The organism is Nocardioides rotundus (assembly GCF_019931675.1).
Lineage (GTDB): Bacteria > Actinomycetota > Actinomycetes > Propionibacteriales > Nocardioidaceae > Nocardioides > Nocardioides rotundus.
The window spans coordinates 3,382,338-3,401,245 of record NZ_CP082922.1; the positions used below are offsets into that span (position 1 = coordinate 3,382,338).

Below are 18,908 nucleotides of genomic sequence, written 5' to 3' on the forward strand. Positions count from 1 at the left end.
ACGGCAGACACTGTCGCAGGCGCGCTGACGCCATTGTCGCAAACCCTCACGAATACACATGGGGCGCGAGGGTGCCGATGTCGCGCAGGTTGCGGTAGCGCTCCCGGAAGTCGAGCCCGTAGCCGACCACGAACTCGTTGGGGATGTCCCAGCCGACGTACCTCGGCTCCACCGGCATGGTCAGCGCCTCCGGCTTGCGCAGCAGCGTGGCGATCTCCACGCTCGCGGCCCCGCGGGTGCCGAGGCTGTTGACCAGCCAGCTCAGGGTGAGGCCGGTGTCGATGATCTCGTCGACCACCAGGACGTGCCGCCCGGTGATGTCGGTGTCGAGGTCCTTCAAGATGCGCACCACGCCGCTGGACTTGGTGCCCGAGCCGTAGGAGCTGATCGCCATCCAGTCCATCTCCACGTGCCGCGGCAGCGCCCGGGCGAGGTCGGCCATCACCATGACGGCACCGCGCAGCACGCCCACGAGCAGCAGGTCGCGGCCCTCGTAGTCGGCGGCGATCTGCTCGGCCATCTGGCCGACCCGCTCCTGGATCTGGTCCTCGGTGAACAGGATGTTGACCAGGTCGTTCTCCACGTGGGCGGCGTCCATGGGCGTCACCCTAAGGTGTCGGGGAACGGCGGCGCGAGCAGGTGCAGGCGGCCGTCCCGGCGCACCGCCCGCCGCGGGCCGGGCAGGTCGATCCACCGCTGGCCGCGCCAGCCGGTGACCAGCGCCTCGACGGCTCGGACGTGCTCGGAGGTCAGGTCGGACGCGGGTACGCCGGCCGCGAGCGCCGCGCGGTGCAGGACCCGGCGGCGCAGGGCGCCGGGCAGCTCGGCCAGCGCGTCCACCTCCAGCGCGCGCGCCGCCTCGGGCACCGCGTCGGCCAGGTCGTCGAGCAGCTCCATGTCCTCGCGCAGCAGGTCCGCGGTGCGGGCGAGGGCTGCCGCTACCCCCGGACCCAGCTCGTCCTCCAGCACCGGCAGCACCCGGGAGCGGACGCGCACCCGGGTGAAGGCCGGGTCCGCGTTGTGCGGGTCCAGCCACGCCTCCAGGCCCTCGGCCTCGCACGCGGCGACCGTGTCGGCCCGGGAGACGTCGAGCAGCGGGCGGCGATAGACGTCGAAGGCGCGGCGCATCCCGGCGATCGACCGGCCGCCCGAGCCGCGGGCCAGCCCGAGGAGCACCGTCTCGGCCTGGTCGTCGCGGGTGTGGCCCAGCAGCACCACCCGCGACCCCACGTGCTCGGCGACCTGACCCAGGACGGCGTACCTCGCCTCCCGGGCGGCCGCCTCGGGGCCGAGCCTGCCGCCCTCGACCGACACCCGCGCGGAGAAGGTCTCGTCGGCGCCCATCGCGGCCATCTGGCGCACCACCGCCGAGGCCTGGGCGGCCGATCCGTCCTGGAGGCCGTGGTCGACGACCGCCCCCACGACGTGCCAGCCGGCCCGGCGGCTCTCGAAGACGGTGGCCGCCAGCAGGGCCAGCGAGTCCGGGCCACCGGAGCAGGCCACGACCACCCGGTCCCCTGCCGGCACGTCGGCGAGGCCGGTCCGCACCGCCGAGCGCACGGCCGCGACCGACGGGTGCAGGGTCACCGCAGCACGCGCCCCATCCAGGCCTCCGGGTCGGCGATCTCCTCCTTGGAGGGAAGGTTGGCCGGCGACTCCCAGACGGTGTTGAACTCCGCCATCCCGGCCTTGTCGACCACGGCCCGGACGAAGCGGGCGCCGTCGCGGTACTGCGCCATCTTCGCGTCCAGGCCGAGGAGCCGGCGCAGGACCCGGTCGAGCGGCCCGATGCCCTTGCGTCGCTCGTTGAACCGCGCCCGGATCTGCGCGACCGACGGGATCACCGTGGGGCCGACCTCGTCCATCACCACGTCGGCGTGGCCCTCCAGCAGCGACATCATCCCGGTGACCCGGTCGATGATCTCGCGCTGCTCGGGGGTGCCCATCAGCTCGGGCAGGCTGCGGCCGGAGCGGGCGCCGCGGGCGACCTCGGAGACGGTGCGGACCAGGTCCTCGGTGAGCCGCTGCGGCTCCACGGACTCGGTGAGCGCCTGGATCTCGCCGAACAGGTGCTCGCGCATCCACGGCACGGCGGTGAACTGCACCCGGTGGGTCTCCTCGTGCAGGCAGACCCACAGCCGGAAGTCGTGCGGGTCCACCCCGAGCTCGCGCTCGACGTGCACCACGTTCGGGGCGACCAGCAGGAGTCGGCCCCGCGGCTCGTGGAACGGGTCGAACTGGCCCAGCACCTTGGTGGCCATGAAGCCGAGGAGCAGGCCCACCTCGCCGCCGGTCACCCGCGAGCCGATGGCGGACGAGAGCGCGGAGGGCTCCCCCTTGGCCTCCGCCAACCGCCGCACCAGCGGGTCGACGACCGTGGAGAAGCCCTCGGTGTTGGCCTGGACCCACCGGGCCCGGTCGACGACCACGACCGGGGCCGTCCCCTGCCCCCCGTCGAGCCCGGTGACCTCCCGGACCAGAGGCGTGGAGCGGTCGGCGGCCGCGCGGAGCTCGGCGACCACCCGCCCGGCCTCCGCCGCGTCGACCTGCGGCCCGTCGCCGGCCACCCGGGCGCCGAGCCCGGCCGCGAGATCCCAGTCCACCATGGTCCGCTGCGTCATGGCCTCGACCCTATGCCCGGGTGCCACACCGGCCGACTCCGTGCCGGGCCGGCGCTCACCGGGTGGTGCACGCACAGGCCGCGATCTCCGCGGCGATCTCGTCCACCGCGTCGCGCGCGCCCAGGGTCCGCTCATACTTCACCTTGTCGGCCACGACGACGAACAGCAGCGGCGCCCCGGTGGCGTCGGTGACGTAGCCGGCCAGGCCGTGCACCCCGCCCTCGATCAGGGTGCCGGTCTTCGCGCGGATCCTGCCCAGACCGGCCGGGTCGCCCTCGGCGAAACGGCCGGTGAGGGAGCCGGTGAAGCCGGCGATCGGCATGCCGGTGATCGCCGCGCGCAGCCGCGGGTGCTCGTCCGCCGAGGCGACCCGGAGCACCTCGAGCAGCAGGTCGCCGGTGAGCCGGTTGTCGCGGGAGAGCCCGCTGCCGTCGTACCAGCGGCTGCCCTCCACGGGCACCCCGAGGCCGGCCAGCACGCTCCGGACGCCGCGTACGGCGCCCTGGAACGAGCCGTCCTGCTCCACGGCCAGCCCGACGTGGCGGGCGACCACCTCGGCGGCCTCGTTGCTGGAGACGTCGAGCAGCCGCTCGACGATCTGGGACAGCGGGGCGCTGGTCACCCGGCCCAGCACCGGGGCGTCGGGGCGCGCCGGGGCCGGCCGGAGCGGCCCGCGCACCTGGATGCCCTGGCGCTCCAGGGCGTCGGCGAACGCCCGGGTCGCGACCTGGGCGGGGTCGGCGACCCGGCCGTAGCCGCTCGGGTCGTGCCCCTCGTCGACCCACAGGGAGGTGATCGGCGCGACCACTCCGTCGGGGATGTAGGAGTCCTCCCAGCGCGGGTTGACCTCCGGGCCGGTGAACAGGGTGTCGTCGTACCCCACGCGCACGCGGGTCCGGCCCTGCTCCCTCAGGGACGCGGCGACCTGCTTGGCCAGGGTCCGCACGTCGGCGCGCGGCGGGTAGACCTCGTCCTTCTGATCCGCGGGCACCGGGCGGCTGGCGAGGTTGGGGTCACCGCCGCCGACGAGGACGATCCGGTCGCCGGCGCCCTGGCGCACCACGGTGTCGAAGGTCGCGTCCGGCCCCAGCGCCTGCAGCGCGGCGACCGAGGTGAGCAGCTTGGTGGTGGAGGCGGGGGTGAAGGTGTGCGGGGTGCCGTAGTGGTACGCCGGGCCGGTGCCCGCGGCCGTCTCGACGTCGACCACGACGTGCCGGCCAAGGTCGCGGTCCTTCAGCGCGTTCGCGATGGCGGCGCGGACCTTCCCCGGCAGGAGCCGGGTCTCGGGGTCGGGATCCTCGGCCGGCGCCACCGTGGCCGCCGGCGAGGGCGCCGGCAGGTCGAGGCCCTCGGGTGGGGCGACGGCGGCCGGCTCGACCCGCGGGTCCGGGGGCCCCTTGGGCCACCAGCGGTCCAGCGCGTCGAAGCGGTAGACCGCGACACCGCCCGCGAGCAGCAGGACCAGGACCACCACGAGGCCGGTGAGACACCCTCTCCGGGCGCGCGATCGCCCACCCTTCGGCATGTTCTTCCTTCCCCGGCTGCGCGTTCGTGGTCGTTGTGCGCGACACTGTGCCAGAAGGGCCGGAACCGGCCCGCACGGACGCGGCAACGAGCCGAGGGTGTCGCGACGGACGGAGGAGTGGTACCACGTGGAGTTCGACGTTCTCGTAGAGATCCCCAGGGGCAGCCGCAACAAGTACGAGGTCGACCACGAGACCGGACGGATGCGCCTGGACCGCACGCTGTTCACCTCGACCCAGTACCCCGCCGACTACGGCTACATCGAGGACACCCTGGGTCAGGACGGCGACCCGCTGGACGCGCTGGTGCTGCTCATCGGCGAGCCGACCTTCCCCGGCTGCCTGATCAAGTGCCGGGCGATCGGGATGTTCCGGATGACCGACGAGGCCGGCGGCGACGACAAGGTCCTCTGCGTGCCCGCCAGCGACCCGCGGCTGGAGCACATGCGCGACATCAACCACCTGCCGAAGTTCGACCGGCTGGAGATCCAGCACTTCTTCGAGGTCTACAAGGACCTCGAGCCCGGCAAGTCCGTCGAGGGCGCCAACTGGGTGGGCCGCACCGAGGCCGAGGCCGAGGTCCGCGAGTCCTTCAAGCGGTTCACCGAGGAGGAGGGCGACCACTCCGGCGCCGCCGGGCACGCGCACGCCCAGGGCAAGGTCGCCGACGACCGCGACGCCCGCGGCGCCCAGGACGCCTGAGGCTCCGCGGGGTCGCCGTACGCCGGTGCCTCGCGCCTGCCTGCGCCCCCGCGACCCGCGAGCTCAGGCGCCGGGGTACTCCCCCAGCAGCTCGGGCGAGCGCAGCATCTCGTCCGGCACGCCGAAGGCGTCCACCAGCTCGCGGGCGATCGGCCGGATCCGGCGGCACAGCTCGTTGATCTCCGCGCTGATCGCCTTGGAGCGGGTGGTGGTGAGCCGGCCGTGCTCCATGAACCAGGCGGCGTCGTCCTCGATGCAGCCGAGCGCGAACAGGTCGCACAGCAGCCCGACGGCGACCCTCTCGCCCCCCGCGGGCAGCTCGCGGAAACGGTCGACGAAGGCCTCGAGGATCAACCGCTCCACGTGGGCGTGGGCGGTCCGGATGACATGGTCCTGGCAGCGGGAGAACACCTCGCCGGGGTTGTGCCCGGCGTCGATCCCCCGCTTGAGCCGCCGCGCGACGCCGCCCAGCATGTGCTCCTCGCGGAAGCGCAGCATCGCGAGCTGGTAGTTCGGGTCGAGCAGCCCGGCCTCCTGGTCCCACTGGTCGCCGCCGGGGAGCACGTCCTTGATCCGCTCCAGCAGCTTGTGGACCGAGGTCTTCTCCAGCACGGTGTCGACCGCCATCCCGGCGACGAACCGGACCATCCCGAGCTGGTCGATGTCCTCGAACTCCGAGGCGTAGTCGGTGAGCAGCCCCTTGGCGACCAGCTGCAGCAGCACGTGGTTGTCGCCCTCGAAGGTGGTGAAGACGTCGGTGTCGGCCTTGAGCGCGGCGAACCGGTTCTCCGAGAGGTAGCCGGCGCCACCGCACGCCTCGCGGCACTCCTGGATGGTCCGGGTCGCCAGCCAGGTCCCGAGCGCCTTGGTGCCGGCGGCGCGCGCCTCGAGCTCGCGGCGGGAGTGCTCGTCGCTGAGCGTGCCGGAGAAGACGTCGTGCAGCGACGCCGCGACCTGCTGCTGCATGAGGTGGAGGGCGTAGGTGCGGGCCAGCAGCGGGAAGAGCCGGCGCTGGTGCAGCCCGTAGTCGAGCAGCAGGTCCTCGCGGTCGTCGGAGGTGGCCTCGAACTGCCGCCGCTGCAGCGCATAGCGCACGGCGATGGTCAGGGCCACCTTGGCCGCGTTGATCCCCGCCCCGCCGACGCTGACCCGGCCCTGGACGAGGGTGCCGAGCATGGTGAAGAAGCGCCGGTTCGGGTTGTCGATCGGGGACTCGTAGACCCCCGCGGGCGTCACGTCGGCGAACTCGTTGAGCAGCGCGGTGCGCGGCACCCGCACCTGGTCGAACCAGATCCGGCCGTTGTCCACGCCGTTGAGCCCGAGCTTGGGCCCGCAGTCCTCGATCCGGACACCCTCGCAGACCTTCCCGCCCTCGCGGATCGGCACGACGAAGGCGTGCACGCCGTGCGACTCCCCGGCCACGTGCAGCTGCGCGAAGACGACCGCGAGCTCGGCGTGCCGGGCGGCGTTGCCGATGTAGTCCTTGCGGGAGAGGTCGTCGGGCGTGTGGATGACGAACTCCTGCGCCTCGACGTCGTAGGTCGCGGTGGTGCCCAGGGCCTGGACATTCGAACCGTGCCCGGTCTCGGTCATCGCGAAGCAGCCGAGCACCCGCCCGCGGACCAGGTCCTCGAGCAGCTCGTCGTGGTGCCGCTTCGTGCCGAGCTGCAGGATCGCACCCCCGAAGAGGCCGAACTGGACGCCCGCCTTCACCAGCACCGACAGGTCGCCGAAGGCGAGGGTCTCGAAGGCGGCGATGGAGGCGCCGATGTCGCCGGCGCCGCCGTACTCCTCCGGGAAGCCCATGCCCGACTGCCCGGACTCGGCCATCTCGACCACGAGGTCGCGCACGCGGTCGCGGTACTCGTCGGTGCTCAGCCGCTCCTGGTCCTCCAGGATGGCGGCGTACTCGACGAGGTTGCGGCGCACCAGGTCGCGCACCTCGGCGTACTTCCCGTCGAGCATCGTCCGCAGGATCGGTACGTCGACCTGGGGCTGCACGTAGCCGTCGGGACGGGAGTCGTCGCGGGTGTCGGTCGTGTCGGTGGCCATGGGGCCACCGTACGTACTGCTCAGGGCCGAGCGAAGAAGTTCGGCGTGATCCAGTAGTACATCGACTCCTCCGTCACGTTCCGCCCGGTGCGCGGCGCGTGCACCATCATCCCGTTCCCGGTGTAGATGGCCTCGTGGTAGATCGACGACGGGTCGCTGGAGGAGCCCCAGAAGATGAGATCGCCCGGACGCAGCTCGGAGATCGAGATGGGCGTGGCCTGCTCGTACTGCGCGACGGAGTAGTGCGGCAGGGACTTGCCGCCCGCCGCCCACGCGCCCATGGTCAGGCCCGAGCAGTCCCAGGAGTCCGGGCCGGCGCCGCCCCAGACGTAGGGGTCGCCGATCTGGGCGCGGGCGAAGGCGATCGCCGCCTGCGCGCCGCCGCTGGACGGCGGCGGTGCGGGAGCCGGGGCCGGCTCGGGCGAAGGAGCCGGTGCGGGCGCCGTCTCCGGGTCGGGCGTGGGAGCAGGGGCCGGTGCGGGAGCGGGGGCCGGCGCCGGGGCGGCCGCCGCCTGCTGGTCGTCACGGTCGGTCTCGCTGGCCGGCGCCTCCTCGGCCGGCTGCGGGGTCTCGGCGACCGTCGCGACCTCGGCCTCGCGGGCCTCGGCGGCCTCCTCGGCAGCGCGAGCCTCGAGCGCGGACTGGCGGCGCTGGGCCAGGTCGACGGAGATGTTCTGCAGGTCGGCCAGCTCGCCGATCAGCCGGGTCTTCTCCTCGGCGATCCGCGTCGCCTCGGCCGCGGCGGCGGTCTGCGCGGACTCCGCGGCGGCACGCGCCTGCTCGGCGTCGGCAGCGGCGTCGGCGGCCTCGGTGCGCGCGTCCTCGGCCTGCCGGGACGCGACGGAGGCGACGGTCGCCGACGCCCGGAAGGCGTCGTACTGCTCGTCCATCGCGGTCCGGGTCTGGTCCAGCGTCGTGGTGGTCTCCAGCGCCTCCTGGATCCCGTTCGCGCGCAGCACCCCTTGCAGCGCGCTCAGCTCGGGCGCGCGCTGATAGCCGGTGACGACGGTGTCGCCGTACGCCTGCTGCTGTCCGCGCACCGAGCGCTCGGCCGCCCGGGCGTCCGACTCCGCCCGGCTCGCCTGCTCGCGCGCCTGCTCGAGCCGGTAGCGGGCGCCGTTCCAAGCCTCGGCCGCCTGCGCGGCCTGGATCGCCGACTGCTGGAGCCGGGAGTTGGCCACCGCGAGCTCGGCCTGGACGGTCGCGACGTCGCGCGCCTTGCCCACCGCCGCGGAGCGGGCGTCGTCCACCTGCTGCCGCGTGGGTACGTCGTCGTCGGCGGTCGCGGTGGCACCGAGACCCGCGACCAGCGCGAGGACGGCGACGGAGACGGTCGCGGCGCGGCGGCGCGCGGGCAGGCGTCCGGACATGCGGGCAGGCATGGGCTCTTCCCCTTTGCGGATCTCGTGACGTGCCCCGGAGGCTTCCCTTCCTCTGGAACAACTCGCAGCACGCTAGTCGTCACGAGTCACAAAAGAAACACTTTTCCCAAATTTCTCTCCCACCCCGGCGTGTCGCCCTTGACGAATGACACGCGTGTCATTCGTGGCTGGTGGCGGATCGCCCGACGTGGCCGGCCCGCTGCCTGGCCTCGGCCGTTTACCAGGTAGTCGCGTGACCTCGGCGCTCCACCCGGTGAATTCACCAGGTACGGCGACGCGACGGCACGACTACCTGGTAAACGGCCGGGCCACGGGGGCGGCTGGGCCGGGGGCGGCCGGGCCGGGGAAGGGCGGGCCGCTAGTCCGCGTCGACCGGGATCTTCGAGGTCGTGGTGGTGGGATGCGACCCGAGGCCGTGCCGCTCGAACTTCTGCCCCGAGGCGATGCCGCCGAGGTAGTAGGCGACGAAGGCGATCACAATGCCCGCGATGTCGTCGGCGACGTAGTGCCAGCCGAAGTAGATGGTGGCCACAACGGTGACCGCGAAGTTGACCCACAGCAGCCAGTGCAGCGGCTTCCACTTCAAGGTGGCCTGCGCCATCATCGCCACCAGCAGGGTGATCGCGGTGTGCAGCGAGGCGAAGCCGGCGACGGACTGGACCTCGCCGAGCTGGCCGGAGTACATCACCGTCTGCCGGCCGTAGATCAGCCCGTCCATCAGCTGTCCCGACCCGGTGTCGGGCAGCTCGTGGAAGAGGAAGGGGTACTCGAAGCCGGGCCCGAGCGTGGGCAGCATGTAGTAGGACGCCGTGCCGAGGGTCCAGGCGATGCACTGCGAGGTCGCGAACCAGTAGCCGTGGCTGATGTTCTTGGTCCAGATCAGCCACGCGGTCAGCGCCAGCGGCACGAGCGGCAGGAACCACAGGTAGATCGTGGACAGGAAGTGCGCGGAGATCCCGGTGCCCAGCAGGTTGTGCAGGAGCACGGCGGGCTCGTGGCCGGCGAACAGCGCCCGGTCGACCAGGTGCAGCTCGCGGTCGAAGTAGGTGTCGGGCCGCACGAACGGCAGGAAGGACTTGATGTTCCGGTAGGAGACGTAGGTGATGTAGAAGCAGACCACGCCCATCACCACCAGGGTCATCCGCTCCCGGGTCCAGTGGTCGCGGATCCGCTCCCGGATCAGCTGCGGCATCTTCTTGGGGTGGAACCGGGAGATCCACAGGGTCCGCGGCAGCATGTCGAGCAGGAAGGCGCCGAGGATCAGCATCGGCAACCGCACCCACGCGGGGCCGAGGAAGCCCTCCGGGTCCGCGAGCCGCCGGCCGAGCGTGACCGCCATGACCACGGCGATCAGCCCCATCACGGAGGCGACCCCGATCAGGAGTACGTAGGCCCGACGATACACGCCCGCAAGTGTAGGGATGTCACGTGACGTTCACTGAACCGTCACGGCCGCGAGCCGGGTCACATCGACGCCGAGCCGCACCCGCTCGCCGGGGGCGGGCGCGGTCCCCGAGGGGGCGACCGCGTCCATCGCGCCCAGTCCGTCGACGTCGACGACCAGGCGCACCTGCTCGGGCGCGGCGGTGGCGGAGACGACCGTCGCGGCCAGCGGGCCGGCGGGATCCACGACCAGCGCGGAGCGGCGTACGGCGACCCCCGGGGCCGCCGGAGCCCCGGCGGCCTCGAGCACCCGGGCCGCGGCGGCGCCCTGCAGGACCCGGGCATAGCCGAGGAACAGCGCGGTCTCGGGGTCGGCGGGGTGCTCCCACACCTCGGCGACCGGACCCTGCTGCACCAGGCGGCCGGCTCGCATCACCGCCATCTCGTCGGCGACCGCGAACGCCTCCTCGTGGTCGTGGGTGACCAGCAGCGCGGTCGTGCCCGCCTCGGTGAGGATCCGCCGCAGGTCGTCGGCGAGCCGCTGCCGCAGGGTCCGGTCCAGCGCGGACAGTGGCTCGTCGAGCAGCAGCAGCCGGGGCTCGACGGCCAGAGCCCGAGCCAGGGCGACCCGCTGCCGCTCGCCGCCGGAGAGGGAGGCGGGCAGGCGCTCGCCGTACCCCTCCAGCCCGACGAGGGACAGCAGCTCGGCGACCCGCTCCTCACGCTCGCGGCCGGGCACCCGGCGCAGCCACAGGGCGTAGTCGACGTTGCGCGCGACGGTCAGGTGGGAGAACAGCTGCCCGTCCTGGAACATCAGCGCGAAGCCACGCCTGTGCGTGGGGACGCCGGCCAGGTCCTCCCCGCCGAAGCGGATCGAGCCCGCGCTCGGGGGCTCCAGGCCGGCGACCGCTCGCAGCAGCGTCGACTTCCCCGAGCCCGACGGGCCGAGGACCGCGAGCACCCGGCCGGGGTCGAGGGAGAGGCAGACGCCGTCCACGGCGGTGGTCTCGCCGTACCTGACCGTGAGGTCGTCGATCTCCAGGCCGGTCATCTCAGAAGGCTCCCACGCTGGGCACCCGCAGCCGCTCGACGGCCAGCATCACCAGCGCGGTCGCGGCGGCGAGCACGCAGGAGGCGGCGAGCGCCATCCCGTAGTTGAGGGCGCCGGGGTGCCCGATCAGGCGGTAGATCACCACCGGCAGGGTCGGGGTGTCCGCCCGGGCCAGGAACGCGGTGGCGCCGAACTCGCCGAGCGAGACGGCGAAGGCGAAGCCGGCCGCGGCGAGCATCGGCTTCCACACCACCGGCAGGTCCACGGTGGCCAGGGTGCGCAGCGCGCCGGCGCCGAGGGACGCGGCGGCCTGTCGCTGCCGGTCGTCCACCCCGCCCAGCACGGGCACGATCGTGCGCACCACCAGCGGCAGCGCCACCAGCGCCTGGGCCACCGGCACCAGCAGCGGGCTGTCCCGCAGGTCCAGCGGCGGCTGGTCCAGGGTGATGAGCAGCCCGAAGCCGACGGTCACAGCGCTGACCCCGAGCGGCAGCATGAAGACCGCGTCCAGCGCTCCGCGCAGCCGCCGCTCCCCCGGCGTGACCGACCGGCGGGTGACCACGAAGGCGATCACCGTGCCCAGCAGCAGGCTCATCCAGGTCGCGTCCACGGCGGTGCGCAGGCTGGTGACGAGCGCGTCGGTCACGGGCACGGTCAATGCCTGGTTGCTGCCGGTGCTCGTCAGCGCGCGGTAGTTCGCCAGCCCCCACCCGTCGCCGACCCGCAGCGAGCCCGCGACGAGGGTGAGGATCGGCGCACCGATGAGCACCAGTGCGACGAGCGTGGCGGCCAGGGCGGGTACGTCGGTCCTCCGCGGCCGCACCGGGCGGGGCACGGCCCGGGCGACCGTGGGGTCCGGCGTGGCCCGCAGCCGCTGGGCGACCACGAGCAGGACGAGCACCACGACCAGCTGCAGCAGGCTGAGCACCGCGGCGGCCCGGAGCTGGAAGAGCGTGGTGGTCAGCAGGTAGATCTCGGTCTCGACCGTGGACCAGCGCAGCCCTCCCAGGGTGAGCACGATCCCGAACGCGGTCGCGCAGAAGAGGAACACCACGCTCGCGGCGGAGACGATCGAGGGCCGCAGCGCGGGCAGGGTCACAGTGCGCAGCACCTGCACCGGCGTGGCACCCAGCGCGGCGGCGGCCTCGCCGGGGCGCCGGTCCAGCGACTCCCACGCGCTGCCGACCGCCCGGATCACCACCGAGGTGTTGAAGAACGCCAATCCGGCGAGGATCGCCCACACCGACCCGTCCCAGCCCAGCCAGCCGAGCGGCCCGCTGGTGCTGAAGAGCTGGCGGAAGGCGACGCCGACGACCAGGGTGGGCAGCACGAACGGGACCAGCAGCAGGGCGCGCAGCACCCGGCGGCCCGGGAACTCCAGCCGATGCAGGGCGTAGGCGGCGGGCAGGCCGAGGAGCAGCGAGAGCGCCGTACCGGCCGCGGCGGACCACAGCGTGAACCACAGGACGCGCAGGGTGCGCTCTCGGGTGAGCACCTCCCACATGGCGCCGGGGTCGAAGCGGCCGCCCTCGAAGAGCCCGCGGGAGACCATGCCGGCGACCGGCAGGGCGAAGAAGACGCCGAGCACCGCCAGGGGCACCAGCGCCAGCGCGAGGAGGGCGGCGACCCGGCGGCGGCTCAGCGCGTGGTCACGTCGGTCCACTCGGTGAGCCACTTCTCCCGGTTGTCGGCGATCTCGGCCGGGTCGAGGGTCGCGGGGTCCTCGGGCTGCTCGGCGAACCGGGCCCAGTCCTGGGGCAGGTCGACGTCGTCGCGGACCGGGAAGACGTACATGCTCGTCGGCAGCGCCGCCTGCACGTCCTCGGACAGCAGGAAGTCCAGCACCTGCCGGGCGCCCTCGGGGTTGTCGGTGCCCTCGAGGACGCCGGCGTACTCGACCTGGCGGAAGCAGGTGTCCAGCAGCGCGCTCGTGGTGGACTCGCCGGTCTTCTTGTCCACGGTGAACGCCGGGCTGGAGTCGTAGGAGGTGACGATCGGGCGGTCGCCCCCGGCCTGGGTGAAGTCGACGTAGTAGGCGTCCTCCCAGCCCTTGGCCAGCTTCGTGTCGTTGGCCATCAGGTCCTCCCAGTAGGAGGGCCAGTCCTCGCCGTACTCCGCGATCGTGGCGAGCAGGAACGCCAGTCCCGGCGAGCTGGTGGTGGCGCCCTCGGTGACGAAGAGTCCGCGGTAGGCCGGCTCGGTCAGGTCGTCGAGCGTCTTCGGCGGGGTCTTGCCCTGCTTCTCGAACCAGGCGTCGTCGACGTTGACGCAGACGCTGGCGTTGTCGACCGGGACCATCCGGTCCCCGCCCTCGGGCAGCGCGTAGTCCTCCGCGCCCGCGGGCAGCTCGACGTCGCTCGTCGCGAAGACGTCCTCCTCCAGCGCCCGGGAGGCGAAGGTGTTGTCCACGCCGAAGGCGACGTCGCCGTCGGGGTTGCCCGCGGTCAGCGCCAGCTTCGTGGTGAGCTCGCCCGCGTCGCCGGAGCCCCGGACCTCCAGGGTGCGCCCGGTCTCCTGCTCGAACTGCCGGAGCAGCTTCTTCGGCAGGCTGAAGGAGTCGTGGGTGAGGAGTACGACCGGCCCCGACTCGGTCGCGGCCGAGCTGCCGCCACCCTGCGAGGCCTCCGGCTCGCTCGCGCTGTCGCCGCCGCTGAGCGAGCAGCCGGTCAGCGCGGCGGAGAGCACCAGCGCCCCCGTGGTGAGGTGGACCTTGGTCATGTCCGGACTCCCTTCGCCGGTGCTAACCGGAGCAGGTTCAAGGGTCTGCGGCTGGTCCGCACTCTCAGCGCACCCGGCGGCGCGCTCCCCTGTCGTGTGGACACACCCTACGCCGGGGGCGGCGCCCACCTACGATGCGGGCATGCCGAGCAGGAGACACCAGGCACTCGCCGCGGTCATTCCCCGTCTGCGGCGCTCCCGCGAGCTGGACGACGAGGCCGCCGAGCGGAGGCGGGTGGAGAGGTGGCACGCCCGCCTGACGCCGGGGATGCCGACCCCGCCGCGCTTCCGCCGCCGCTTCTCGGTGCGGGTCGAGGAGCTCACCGCGGCGAGCGGCGAGACCTTCCCCGCCTACGTGATCACCCGCCGCGGCTCCACCCCGCGGCGCACGATCCTCTACCTGCACGGCGGCGGCTTCATGGCGCCGATGGACGTCACGCACGCGCGGTACGCCGGCCGCCTGGCCTCCGCGCTGGACGCCCGGGTGGTGCTGCCCGCCTATCCGCTCGCGCCCGAGCACACCTGGCGCGACTCGCACGCCACGCTGGTCGAGCTGGCGGAGCGATGCGGGGCGAGCGACGAGCTGATCCTGGCGGGTGACTCCGCCGGCGGCGGCCTCGCCCTCGCCATCGCCCTCGGCCTGCGCGACCGCGGACGGGTCACCCCGGCGAAGCTGCTGCTGATCTCACCCTGGGTGGACCTGAGCACCAGCACCCCGGAGACGCCGGACTACGACGCGATCGACACCTGGCTGTTCCTCGGCAAGCTGCGCGCCTACGCCGGCTGGTGGGCCGGGTCGGCCGACGACCTCGACCGGCCCGAGGTGAGCCCCGCGCTCGCCGACCTGTCCGGCCTGCCGCCCGCACTGATGTTCTGCGGCACCCGGGACCTGCTGGTGCCGGGCTGCCGGCTGCTGGCCCGCCGGGCCGCCGAGGCCGGCTGGCCGCTGAGGTACGTCGAGGAGGAGGGGCTGATCCACGTCTATCCCCTGCTCCCCCTCATCCCCGAGGCGCGTCGGGCCTGGCGCACCACGGTGGAGTTCCTGCGGTGACCCCGACGGTCGCGGACCGAGGGTTCGAGGAGCTGACCTCGCGGGAGGCCTATGCGCTGTGGCGGCTGCGGCAGGACGTGTTCGTGGTGGAGCAGGCCTCGCCGTACCCCGACCTCGACGGCCGCGACCTGGACCCCACGACGCGCCACCTCACCGTGCACGACGACGACCGGCTGGCCGGCTGCCTGCGGCTGGTCGACGACGGCGACGTGCTGCGGATCGGGCGGGTGGCCGTGGCGGCCTCCCACCGCGGCCGGGGCGTGGCGGCGGCGCTGATGGACGCCGCGATGGCCCGGGTCGGCGATCGTCCCTGCCGGCTGGACGCGCAGACCTACCTGGTGGGCTTCTACGCGTCCTACGGCTTCGCGGTCGACGGGCCAGAGTTCGTCGAGGACGGCGTGCCCCACCTGCCGATGGCCCGCTGAGCGCTCGTCGTCGGACCGATCCGGGGCGCGCTTGGTCCTGACGCCGGGGAGTACGTCGCCACGCCGTCGGCCATCGCCCGGACCAGCCGGCCCTGGGCGACCAGCAGCTCGAGATGGGCCCGGGTCTCCAGGGCCGCGAGCCCGGCGTTGAAGGGGTCGAGGTCGCCGAAGGCCCGCTCACGGCGGGTCCAGCCCATCTGCCCGGCCACGTCGACCGCCGTACCCGGCTCGGCCGTGACGATCTGCGCGCACAGGTCCAGCCGCGCGGCGTGGTGCGCGAGCAGCTCGTCGACCCGCGCATGGACCGACGGCGCGACCGGCCCGTGCGCCGGAAGCAGCCGGGCGTCCGGCAGCCCGCGCACCTTGGTCAGCGAGCCGAGGAAGTCGCCGAGCGGCAGCGGCGCGACGATGCCCTCGAAGCCGATGGACGGGGTGATCGTCGGCAGCACGTGGTCGCCCGCGAAGAGCAGCCCGGCGTCGGTGTCGTGGAAGACGTAGTGGCCCTGGGTGTGGCCGGGCGTGTGCACGGCGTCCAGGGTCCGCGCGCCGACGGTGATCCGGTGATCGCCCTCGAGCCAGCTGTCCGGATAGCCCCAGTGCGTCGGGTCCGGGCGGTGATCGGCGGCGTACTCCTCCCACAGCCGGGCCAGGTCGACGGCACCGGCGACCCGGAGCTCGGTGACGTGGGGGTCCGGGGCCCTGGCGTCCGGGGCGAGCACCCGGTCGAGGGTGCCCTTGTCCCCGAGGCCCAGCGAGACGTGCGCGCCGACCTCGCGCCGCACCGTCACGGCCTGGGTGTAGTGGTCGCGGTGCACGTGGGTGACCAGGAAGCGCCGGATGTCGCCGAGGGCGAACCCGGCGTCGGCCAGCGAGGTCTCCAGCAGCCGCCGCGAGGCCTCGATCGCCCAGCCGCCGTCGACCAGGGTGAGCCCGTCGTCGGTCGCCAGGACGTAGACGTTGACCGCCCGCAGCCCGTCGTTGGGCAGCGGCAGCGGGATCCGCCACAGCCCGTCGGCGACCGGCCAGGCGCCGGACTCGGCCCAGGGCAGGCCGGAGTCCGGCGAGACGGCGGCGTGCGTCGAGGTGCTGGTCACCCCGGCATCATGCCGCGACCGGCTCCTCCTGCCACGCCTGGCCCTCGCGGGACGCGTCGTACACGTTCTTGTCCAGGATGCCCTCGCGCTTGGCCACGATCGTCGGCACGAGCGCCTGCCCGGCCACGTTGGTGGCGGTGCGGCCCATGTCCAGGATCGGGTCGATCGCCAGCAGCAGGCCGACGCCCTCCAGCGGCAGCCCCAGGGTGGACAGGGTCAGCGTGAGCATCACGGTCGCGCCGGTGACACCCGCGGTGGCGGCCGAGCCGATCACCGAGACGAAGGCGATCAGGACGTAGTCGGTCACCGACAGGTCCAGTCCGAAGAACTGGGCGACGAAGATCGCCGAGATCGCCGGGTAGATCGAGGCGCAGCCGTCCATCTTGGTGGTGGAGCCGAGGGGTACGGCGAAGGAGGCGTAGGCGCGCGGCACGCCCAGGTTCCGCTCGGTCACGCTCTCGGTGACCGGCATCGTGCCCACCGAGGAGCGGGAGACGAAGCCCAGCTGGATCGCCGGCCAGGCGCCGGAGAAGAACTGCCGCACCGAGAGCCCGTTGAGCCGCAGCAGGATCGGGTAGACGCCGAAGAGCACCAGCGCGAGGCCGAGGTAGATCGCGATCGCGAAGGTGCCCAGCGAGCCCAGGGCGTCCCAGCCGTAGGTCGCGACGGCGGTGCCGAGCAGGCCGACGGTGGCGATCGGGGCGAGCAGGATGATCCACCACAGGATCTTCTGGACCACGGTCAGCGCGGAGCGGACGAAGGTCAGGAACGGGTCGGCCGCCGCGCCGACCTTGAGCGTGGCGACGCCGACGGCGATCGCCATCACCAGGATCTGCAGCACGTTGAAGGAGAGCCCGACGGTGTCGTCCTCCAGCCCGGCCTCGAGGCCCAGCACGTTCGCGGGCACCAGGCCGGTGAGGAAGTCCAGCCAGGAGCCGGTGCTCTCCGGCGCCGCGGCCGAGCCCTGGGAGACGCTGGTGTGGACGCCGGGCTGCAGCACCAGGCCGAGCACGATGCCGATGGACACCGCGATGAGGGCGGTGATCGCGAACCACGCCAGGGTCTTCCACGCCAGGCGGGCGGCGTTGGTGACCTCGCGCAGGTTCGCGATGGAAGCCACGATCGCCAGGAAGACCAGCGGCGGGACGACCGTCTTGAGCAGCGTCACGAAGATGCTGCCGACCGTGCCGAGGGTCTCGGTGAGCCAGTTGGGGTTCTCCTCGGTGCCGCCGAGGTTGCGCGCGACCAGGCCGAGGACGACGCCGAGGACGAGGCCGATCAGGACCTGGACGCCGAAGGAGGGAAGCCGCAGCCGGCGCTGCGGTGTCGCGGTGCTCGAGGAGCTCATGGTTTCTTGCCTTTCTGCGGAGGGCAGAGGGCTCAGCCTGTCTGCCGCTCCAGGATGGGTCAATGGGACGCGACGGTCCCCTCGCCGGGAGCTGCCGGCGAGGGAGGACAGGCCTCAGAAGGTGCTCTGGGTGCGCTCGAGGTCCACCGAGAGACGACGCGTCAGGAAGGCGCCGCAGTAGGACGGAGTGCACACGACCGTCCCAACCGGCGTCGGCGCGGGTTCATTCCTGTGACGTCGGTCGCTGCTCGAGCCGCTGCATCGCGGGGGTCGCGGTGACCCCGTGGACGACGACGGAGAGCACGATGGTGAACGCCACCGTCGCCCACAGCCACGGGTCGACCGTGGTGCCGATCTCCCCGGTGCCGTAGGCGAGGTAGTAGACCGAGCCGATCCCGCGGACCCCGAAGAACGCCACCGCTGCGCGCTCGCCGCGGTCCAGCCCCCCGGGCTCGCTCGCCGGACGGGGGCGGATGCTCAGGGCGAGCCAGCCGGTGAGCGGCCGGATGACCAGCACCAGGGCGACGCCGATCGCGACGCCCCACCAGGTCAGCGCCGACAGCAGCCCGCTGCCCAGCGCGATGCCGATGAAGAGCAGCCCCAGCAGGGTGAAGAGCAGCTCCAGCCGCTCGATCATGTCGTGCATCCCGCGGTGGTAGGAGTGATGGCGCTCGGCGGAGCGCATCGCCACCGCACAGGCGAACACGGCGAGGAAGCCGTAGCCCTGGACGAGCTCGGAGACGCCGTACGCCGTCAGCAGCGCGGCCAGCGCCAGCAGCGGGTCACCCCGCTCGGCGATCCGCACCAGCTCCAGCCGGGAGCGGAAGGCGAGCCGCCCGAGGACCCACCCGATGGCCGTGCCGACCAGAACGCCCACGGTCACCTTGACCACGACGTACCAGCCGATCCACTCCACGAACCCGGACCAGAACGAGCCACCGGCCGCGAGCAGGACCGCGCCGTAGAGGAAGGGGAAGGCCAGCCCGTCGTTGAGCCCGGCCTCGGAGGTGAGGGCGAAGCGCACCTCGGACCGCTCGTCGACCTGGTCCACCTCGTCGTCCTCCAGGTCCACGATCGGGCCGCCGACCTGGACGTCGGAGGCGAGCACCGGGTCGGTCGGCGCGAGGGCGGCGCCCAGCAGCAGCGCCAGCGGGAGGGAGAGACCGGCCAGCCACCCCAGACCCGTCACCGCCGCGATGCACAGCGGCATGGCGATCCCGAGGAGCCTCCACGTGGGCGACCAGGCCCGGCGGCTGGCCCGGTCGAAGGGCCGCAGCTGTCGGTCCAAGGCCAGGCCCACGCCCATCAGCGAGATGATCACCGTGAGCTCGGTGACGTGCTCGATGACCGCGCGGTTGCGCTCGGGGTCCAGGGGCAGGTGGTCGGTCAGCGGCGAGAGGCCGAGCACGATTCCCACGCCGAGCAGCACGATCGGCGAGGAGATGGCGACGCGGCTCACCAGCGGTGGCACCACGAGCGCGAGAATCAGTGCCAGGCCGGCCAGCAGGTAGGTCACATCCGCACCGGTCAGGTCGAGCACACGGTCTCCTTCGCCGAG

16 protein-coding genes and 1 riboswitch are annotated in these 18,908 nt (G+C 73.1%); of the genes, 3 read left to right on the forward strand and 13 right to left on the reverse strand.

Annotated features, from left to right (window positions below):
• Positions 1-46: 46 nt before the first annotated feature.
• Genes hpt through dacB form a run of 4 tightly spaced genes read right to left on the reverse strand, consistent with a single transcriptional unit; the run spans position 47 to position 4,095 of the window.
• The gene (gene hpt / locus K8W59_RS16690; protein ID WP_223396082.1) at positions 47-598 is read right to left on the reverse strand and encodes a hypoxanthine phosphoribosyltransferase; all 552 of its coding nucleotides are present in this window, start codon (positions 596-598) and stop codon (positions 47-49) included.
• Positions 599-603: 5 nt separating this feature from the next.
• The gene (tilS, locus tag K8W59_RS16695) at positions 604-1,587 is read right to left on the reverse strand and encodes a tRNA lysidine(34) synthetase TilS (protein ID WP_223396083.1); all 984 of its coding nucleotides are present in this window, start codon (positions 1,585-1,587) and stop codon (positions 604-606) included.
• Positions 1,584-2,621: a zinc-dependent metalloprotease gene (locus K8W59_RS16700; RefSeq protein WP_223396084.1), complete on the reverse strand. Its 1,038-nt coding sequence runs from the start codon at positions 2,619-2,621 to the stop codon at positions 1,584-1,586. The genes tilS and K8W59_RS16700 overlap by 4 nt, the downstream gene beginning before the upstream one ends.
• Before the next feature lie 55 nt (positions 2,622-2,676).
• Positions 2,677-4,095 (reverse strand): D-alanyl-D-alanine carboxypeptidase/D-alanyl-D-alanine endopeptidase, encoded by a 1,419-nt coding sequence (gene dacB / locus K8W59_RS16705; RefSeq protein WP_223396085.1) that lies wholly within the window; start codon positions 4,093-4,095, stop codon positions 2,677-2,679.
• A 148-nt stretch (positions 4,096-4,243) separates the two neighbouring features.
• Here dacB and K8W59_RS16710 point away from each other — a divergent pair, with 148 nt between their 5' ends.
• Positions 4,244-4,846 (forward strand): inorganic diphosphatase, encoded by a 603-nt coding sequence (locus K8W59_RS16710; RefSeq protein ID WP_263283259.1) that lies wholly within the window; start codon positions 4,244-4,246, stop codon positions 4,844-4,846.
• A 63-nt stretch (positions 4,847-4,909) separates the two neighbouring features.
• On the opposite strand, the gene K8W59_RS16715 is transcribed toward K8W59_RS16710, so the two are convergent.
• The 6 genes from K8W59_RS16715 to K8W59_RS16740 all read right to left on the reverse strand — a co-directional run bounded on the left by K8W59_RS16715 (position 4,910) and on the right by K8W59_RS16740 (position 13,432).
• Positions 4,910-6,898: an acyl-CoA dehydrogenase family protein gene (locus K8W59_RS16715; protein ID WP_223396086.1), complete on the reverse strand. Its 1,989-nt coding sequence runs from the start codon at positions 6,896-6,898 to the stop codon at positions 4,910-4,912.
• A gap of 20 nt (positions 6,899-6,918) precedes the next feature.
• Positions 6,919-8,280 (reverse strand): C40 family peptidase, encoded by a 1,362-nt coding sequence (locus K8W59_RS16720; protein WP_223396087.1) that lies wholly within the window; start codon positions 8,278-8,280, stop codon positions 6,919-6,921.
• A gap of 358 nt (positions 8,281-8,638) precedes the next feature.
• Positions 8,639-9,685, reverse strand: coding sequence for a phosphatase PAP2 family protein (locus tag K8W59_RS16725; RefSeq protein WP_223396088.1), 1,047 nt, complete (start codon positions 9,683-9,685; stop codon positions 8,639-8,641).
• A 30-nt stretch (positions 9,686-9,715) separates the two neighbouring features.
• Positions 9,716-10,714 (reverse strand): ABC transporter ATP-binding protein, encoded by a 999-nt coding sequence (locus tag K8W59_RS16730; protein WP_223396089.1) that lies wholly within the window; start codon positions 10,712-10,714, stop codon positions 9,716-9,718.
• Position 10,715: 1 nt separating this feature from the next.
• Positions 10,716-12,377: an ABC transporter permease gene (locus K8W59_RS16735; protein WP_223396090.1), complete on the reverse strand. Its 1,662-nt coding sequence runs from the start codon at positions 12,375-12,377 to the stop codon at positions 10,716-10,718.
• On the reverse strand, positions 12,353-13,432 hold the full coding sequence (locus K8W59_RS16740; protein ID WP_223396091.1) for a thiamine ABC transporter substrate-binding protein: 1,080 nt from the start codon (positions 13,430-13,432) through the stop codon (positions 12,353-12,355). Before K8W59_RS16740 ends, K8W59_RS16735 begins: the two co-directional genes overlap by 25 nt.
• A riboswitch (TPP riboswitch) is annotated at positions 13,424-13,533 on the reverse strand. Its footprint overlaps the gene before it by 9 nt.
• Positions 13,534-13,574: 41 nt before the next feature.
• Here K8W59_RS16740 and K8W59_RS16745 point away from each other — a divergent pair.
• Both K8W59_RS16745 and K8W59_RS16750 read left to right on the forward strand, forming a co-directional pair.
• Positions 13,575-14,483, forward strand: a complete 909-nt coding sequence (locus K8W59_RS16745) for an alpha/beta hydrolase (RefSeq protein ID WP_223396092.1) — start codon at positions 13,575-13,577, stop codon at positions 14,481-14,483.
• A complete protein-coding gene (locus K8W59_RS16750; RefSeq protein WP_223396093.1) occupies positions 14,480-14,908 on the forward strand; it encodes a GNAT family N-acetyltransferase in 429 nt (142 codons plus the stop codon). The genes K8W59_RS16745 and K8W59_RS16750 overlap by 4 nt, the downstream gene beginning before the upstream one ends.
• Here the strand turns inward: K8W59_RS16750 and K8W59_RS16755 are convergent.
• The 3 genes from K8W59_RS16755 to K8W59_RS16765 form a co-directional block, all read right to left on the reverse strand.
• Positions 14,839-16,002 carry an MBL fold metallo-hydrolase gene (locus K8W59_RS16755; RefSeq protein ID WP_223396094.1) on the reverse strand — a complete coding sequence of 388 codons (1,164 nt, stop codon included), beginning with the start codon at positions 16,000-16,002 and terminating at the stop codon, positions 14,839-14,841. The two genes, K8W59_RS16750 and K8W59_RS16755, sit on opposite strands and share 70 nt — an antisense overlap.
• Before the next feature lie 7 nt (positions 16,003-16,009).
• On the reverse strand, positions 16,010-17,350 hold the full coding sequence (locus tag K8W59_RS16760; RefSeq protein WP_223396095.1) for a dicarboxylate/amino acid:cation symporter: 1,341 nt from the start codon (positions 17,348-17,350) through the stop codon (positions 16,010-16,012).
• A 223-nt stretch (positions 17,351-17,573) separates the two neighbouring features.
• Complete coding sequence (locus K8W59_RS16765) at positions 17,574-18,890, reverse strand: cation:proton antiporter (protein ID WP_223396096.1); 1,317 nt, start codon at positions 18,888-18,890, stop codon at positions 17,574-17,576.
• Between the last annotated feature and the right edge of the window lie 18 nt (positions 18,891-18,908).

Excerpts from the sequence above, each read along its gene's own strand:
- hpt (WP_223396082.1), bottom strand. The coding sequence starts at position 598 with ATGGACGCCGCCCACGTGGAGAACGACCTGGTCAACATCCTGTTCACC.
- K8W59_RS16700 (WP_223396084.1), bottom strand. The coding sequence starts at position 2,621 with ATGACGCAGCGGACCATGGTGGACTGGGATCTCGCGGCCGGGCTCGGC.
- K8W59_RS16715 (WP_223396086.1), bottom strand. The coding sequence starts at position 6,898 with ATGGCCACCGACACGACCGACACCCGCGACGACTCCCGTCCCGACGGC.
- K8W59_RS16720 (WP_223396087.1), bottom strand. The coding sequence starts at position 8,280 with ATGCCTGCCCGCATGTCCGGACGCCTGCCCGCGCGCCGCCGCGCCGCG.
- K8W59_RS16730 (WP_223396089.1), bottom strand. The coding sequence starts at position 10,714 with ATGACCGGCCTGGAGATCGACGACCTCACGGTCAGGTACGGCGAGACC.
- K8W59_RS16740 (WP_223396091.1), bottom strand. The coding sequence starts at position 13,432 with ATGACCAAGGTCCACCTCACCACGGGGGCGCTGGTGCTCTCCGCCGCG.
- K8W59_RS16745 (WP_223396092.1), top strand. The coding sequence starts at position 13,575 with ATGCCGAGCAGGAGACACCAGGCACTCGCCGCGGTCATTCCCCGTCTG.
- K8W59_RS16760 (WP_223396095.1), bottom strand. The coding sequence starts at position 17,350 with ATGAGCTCCTCGAGCACCGCGACACCGCAGCGCCGGCTGCGGCTTCCC.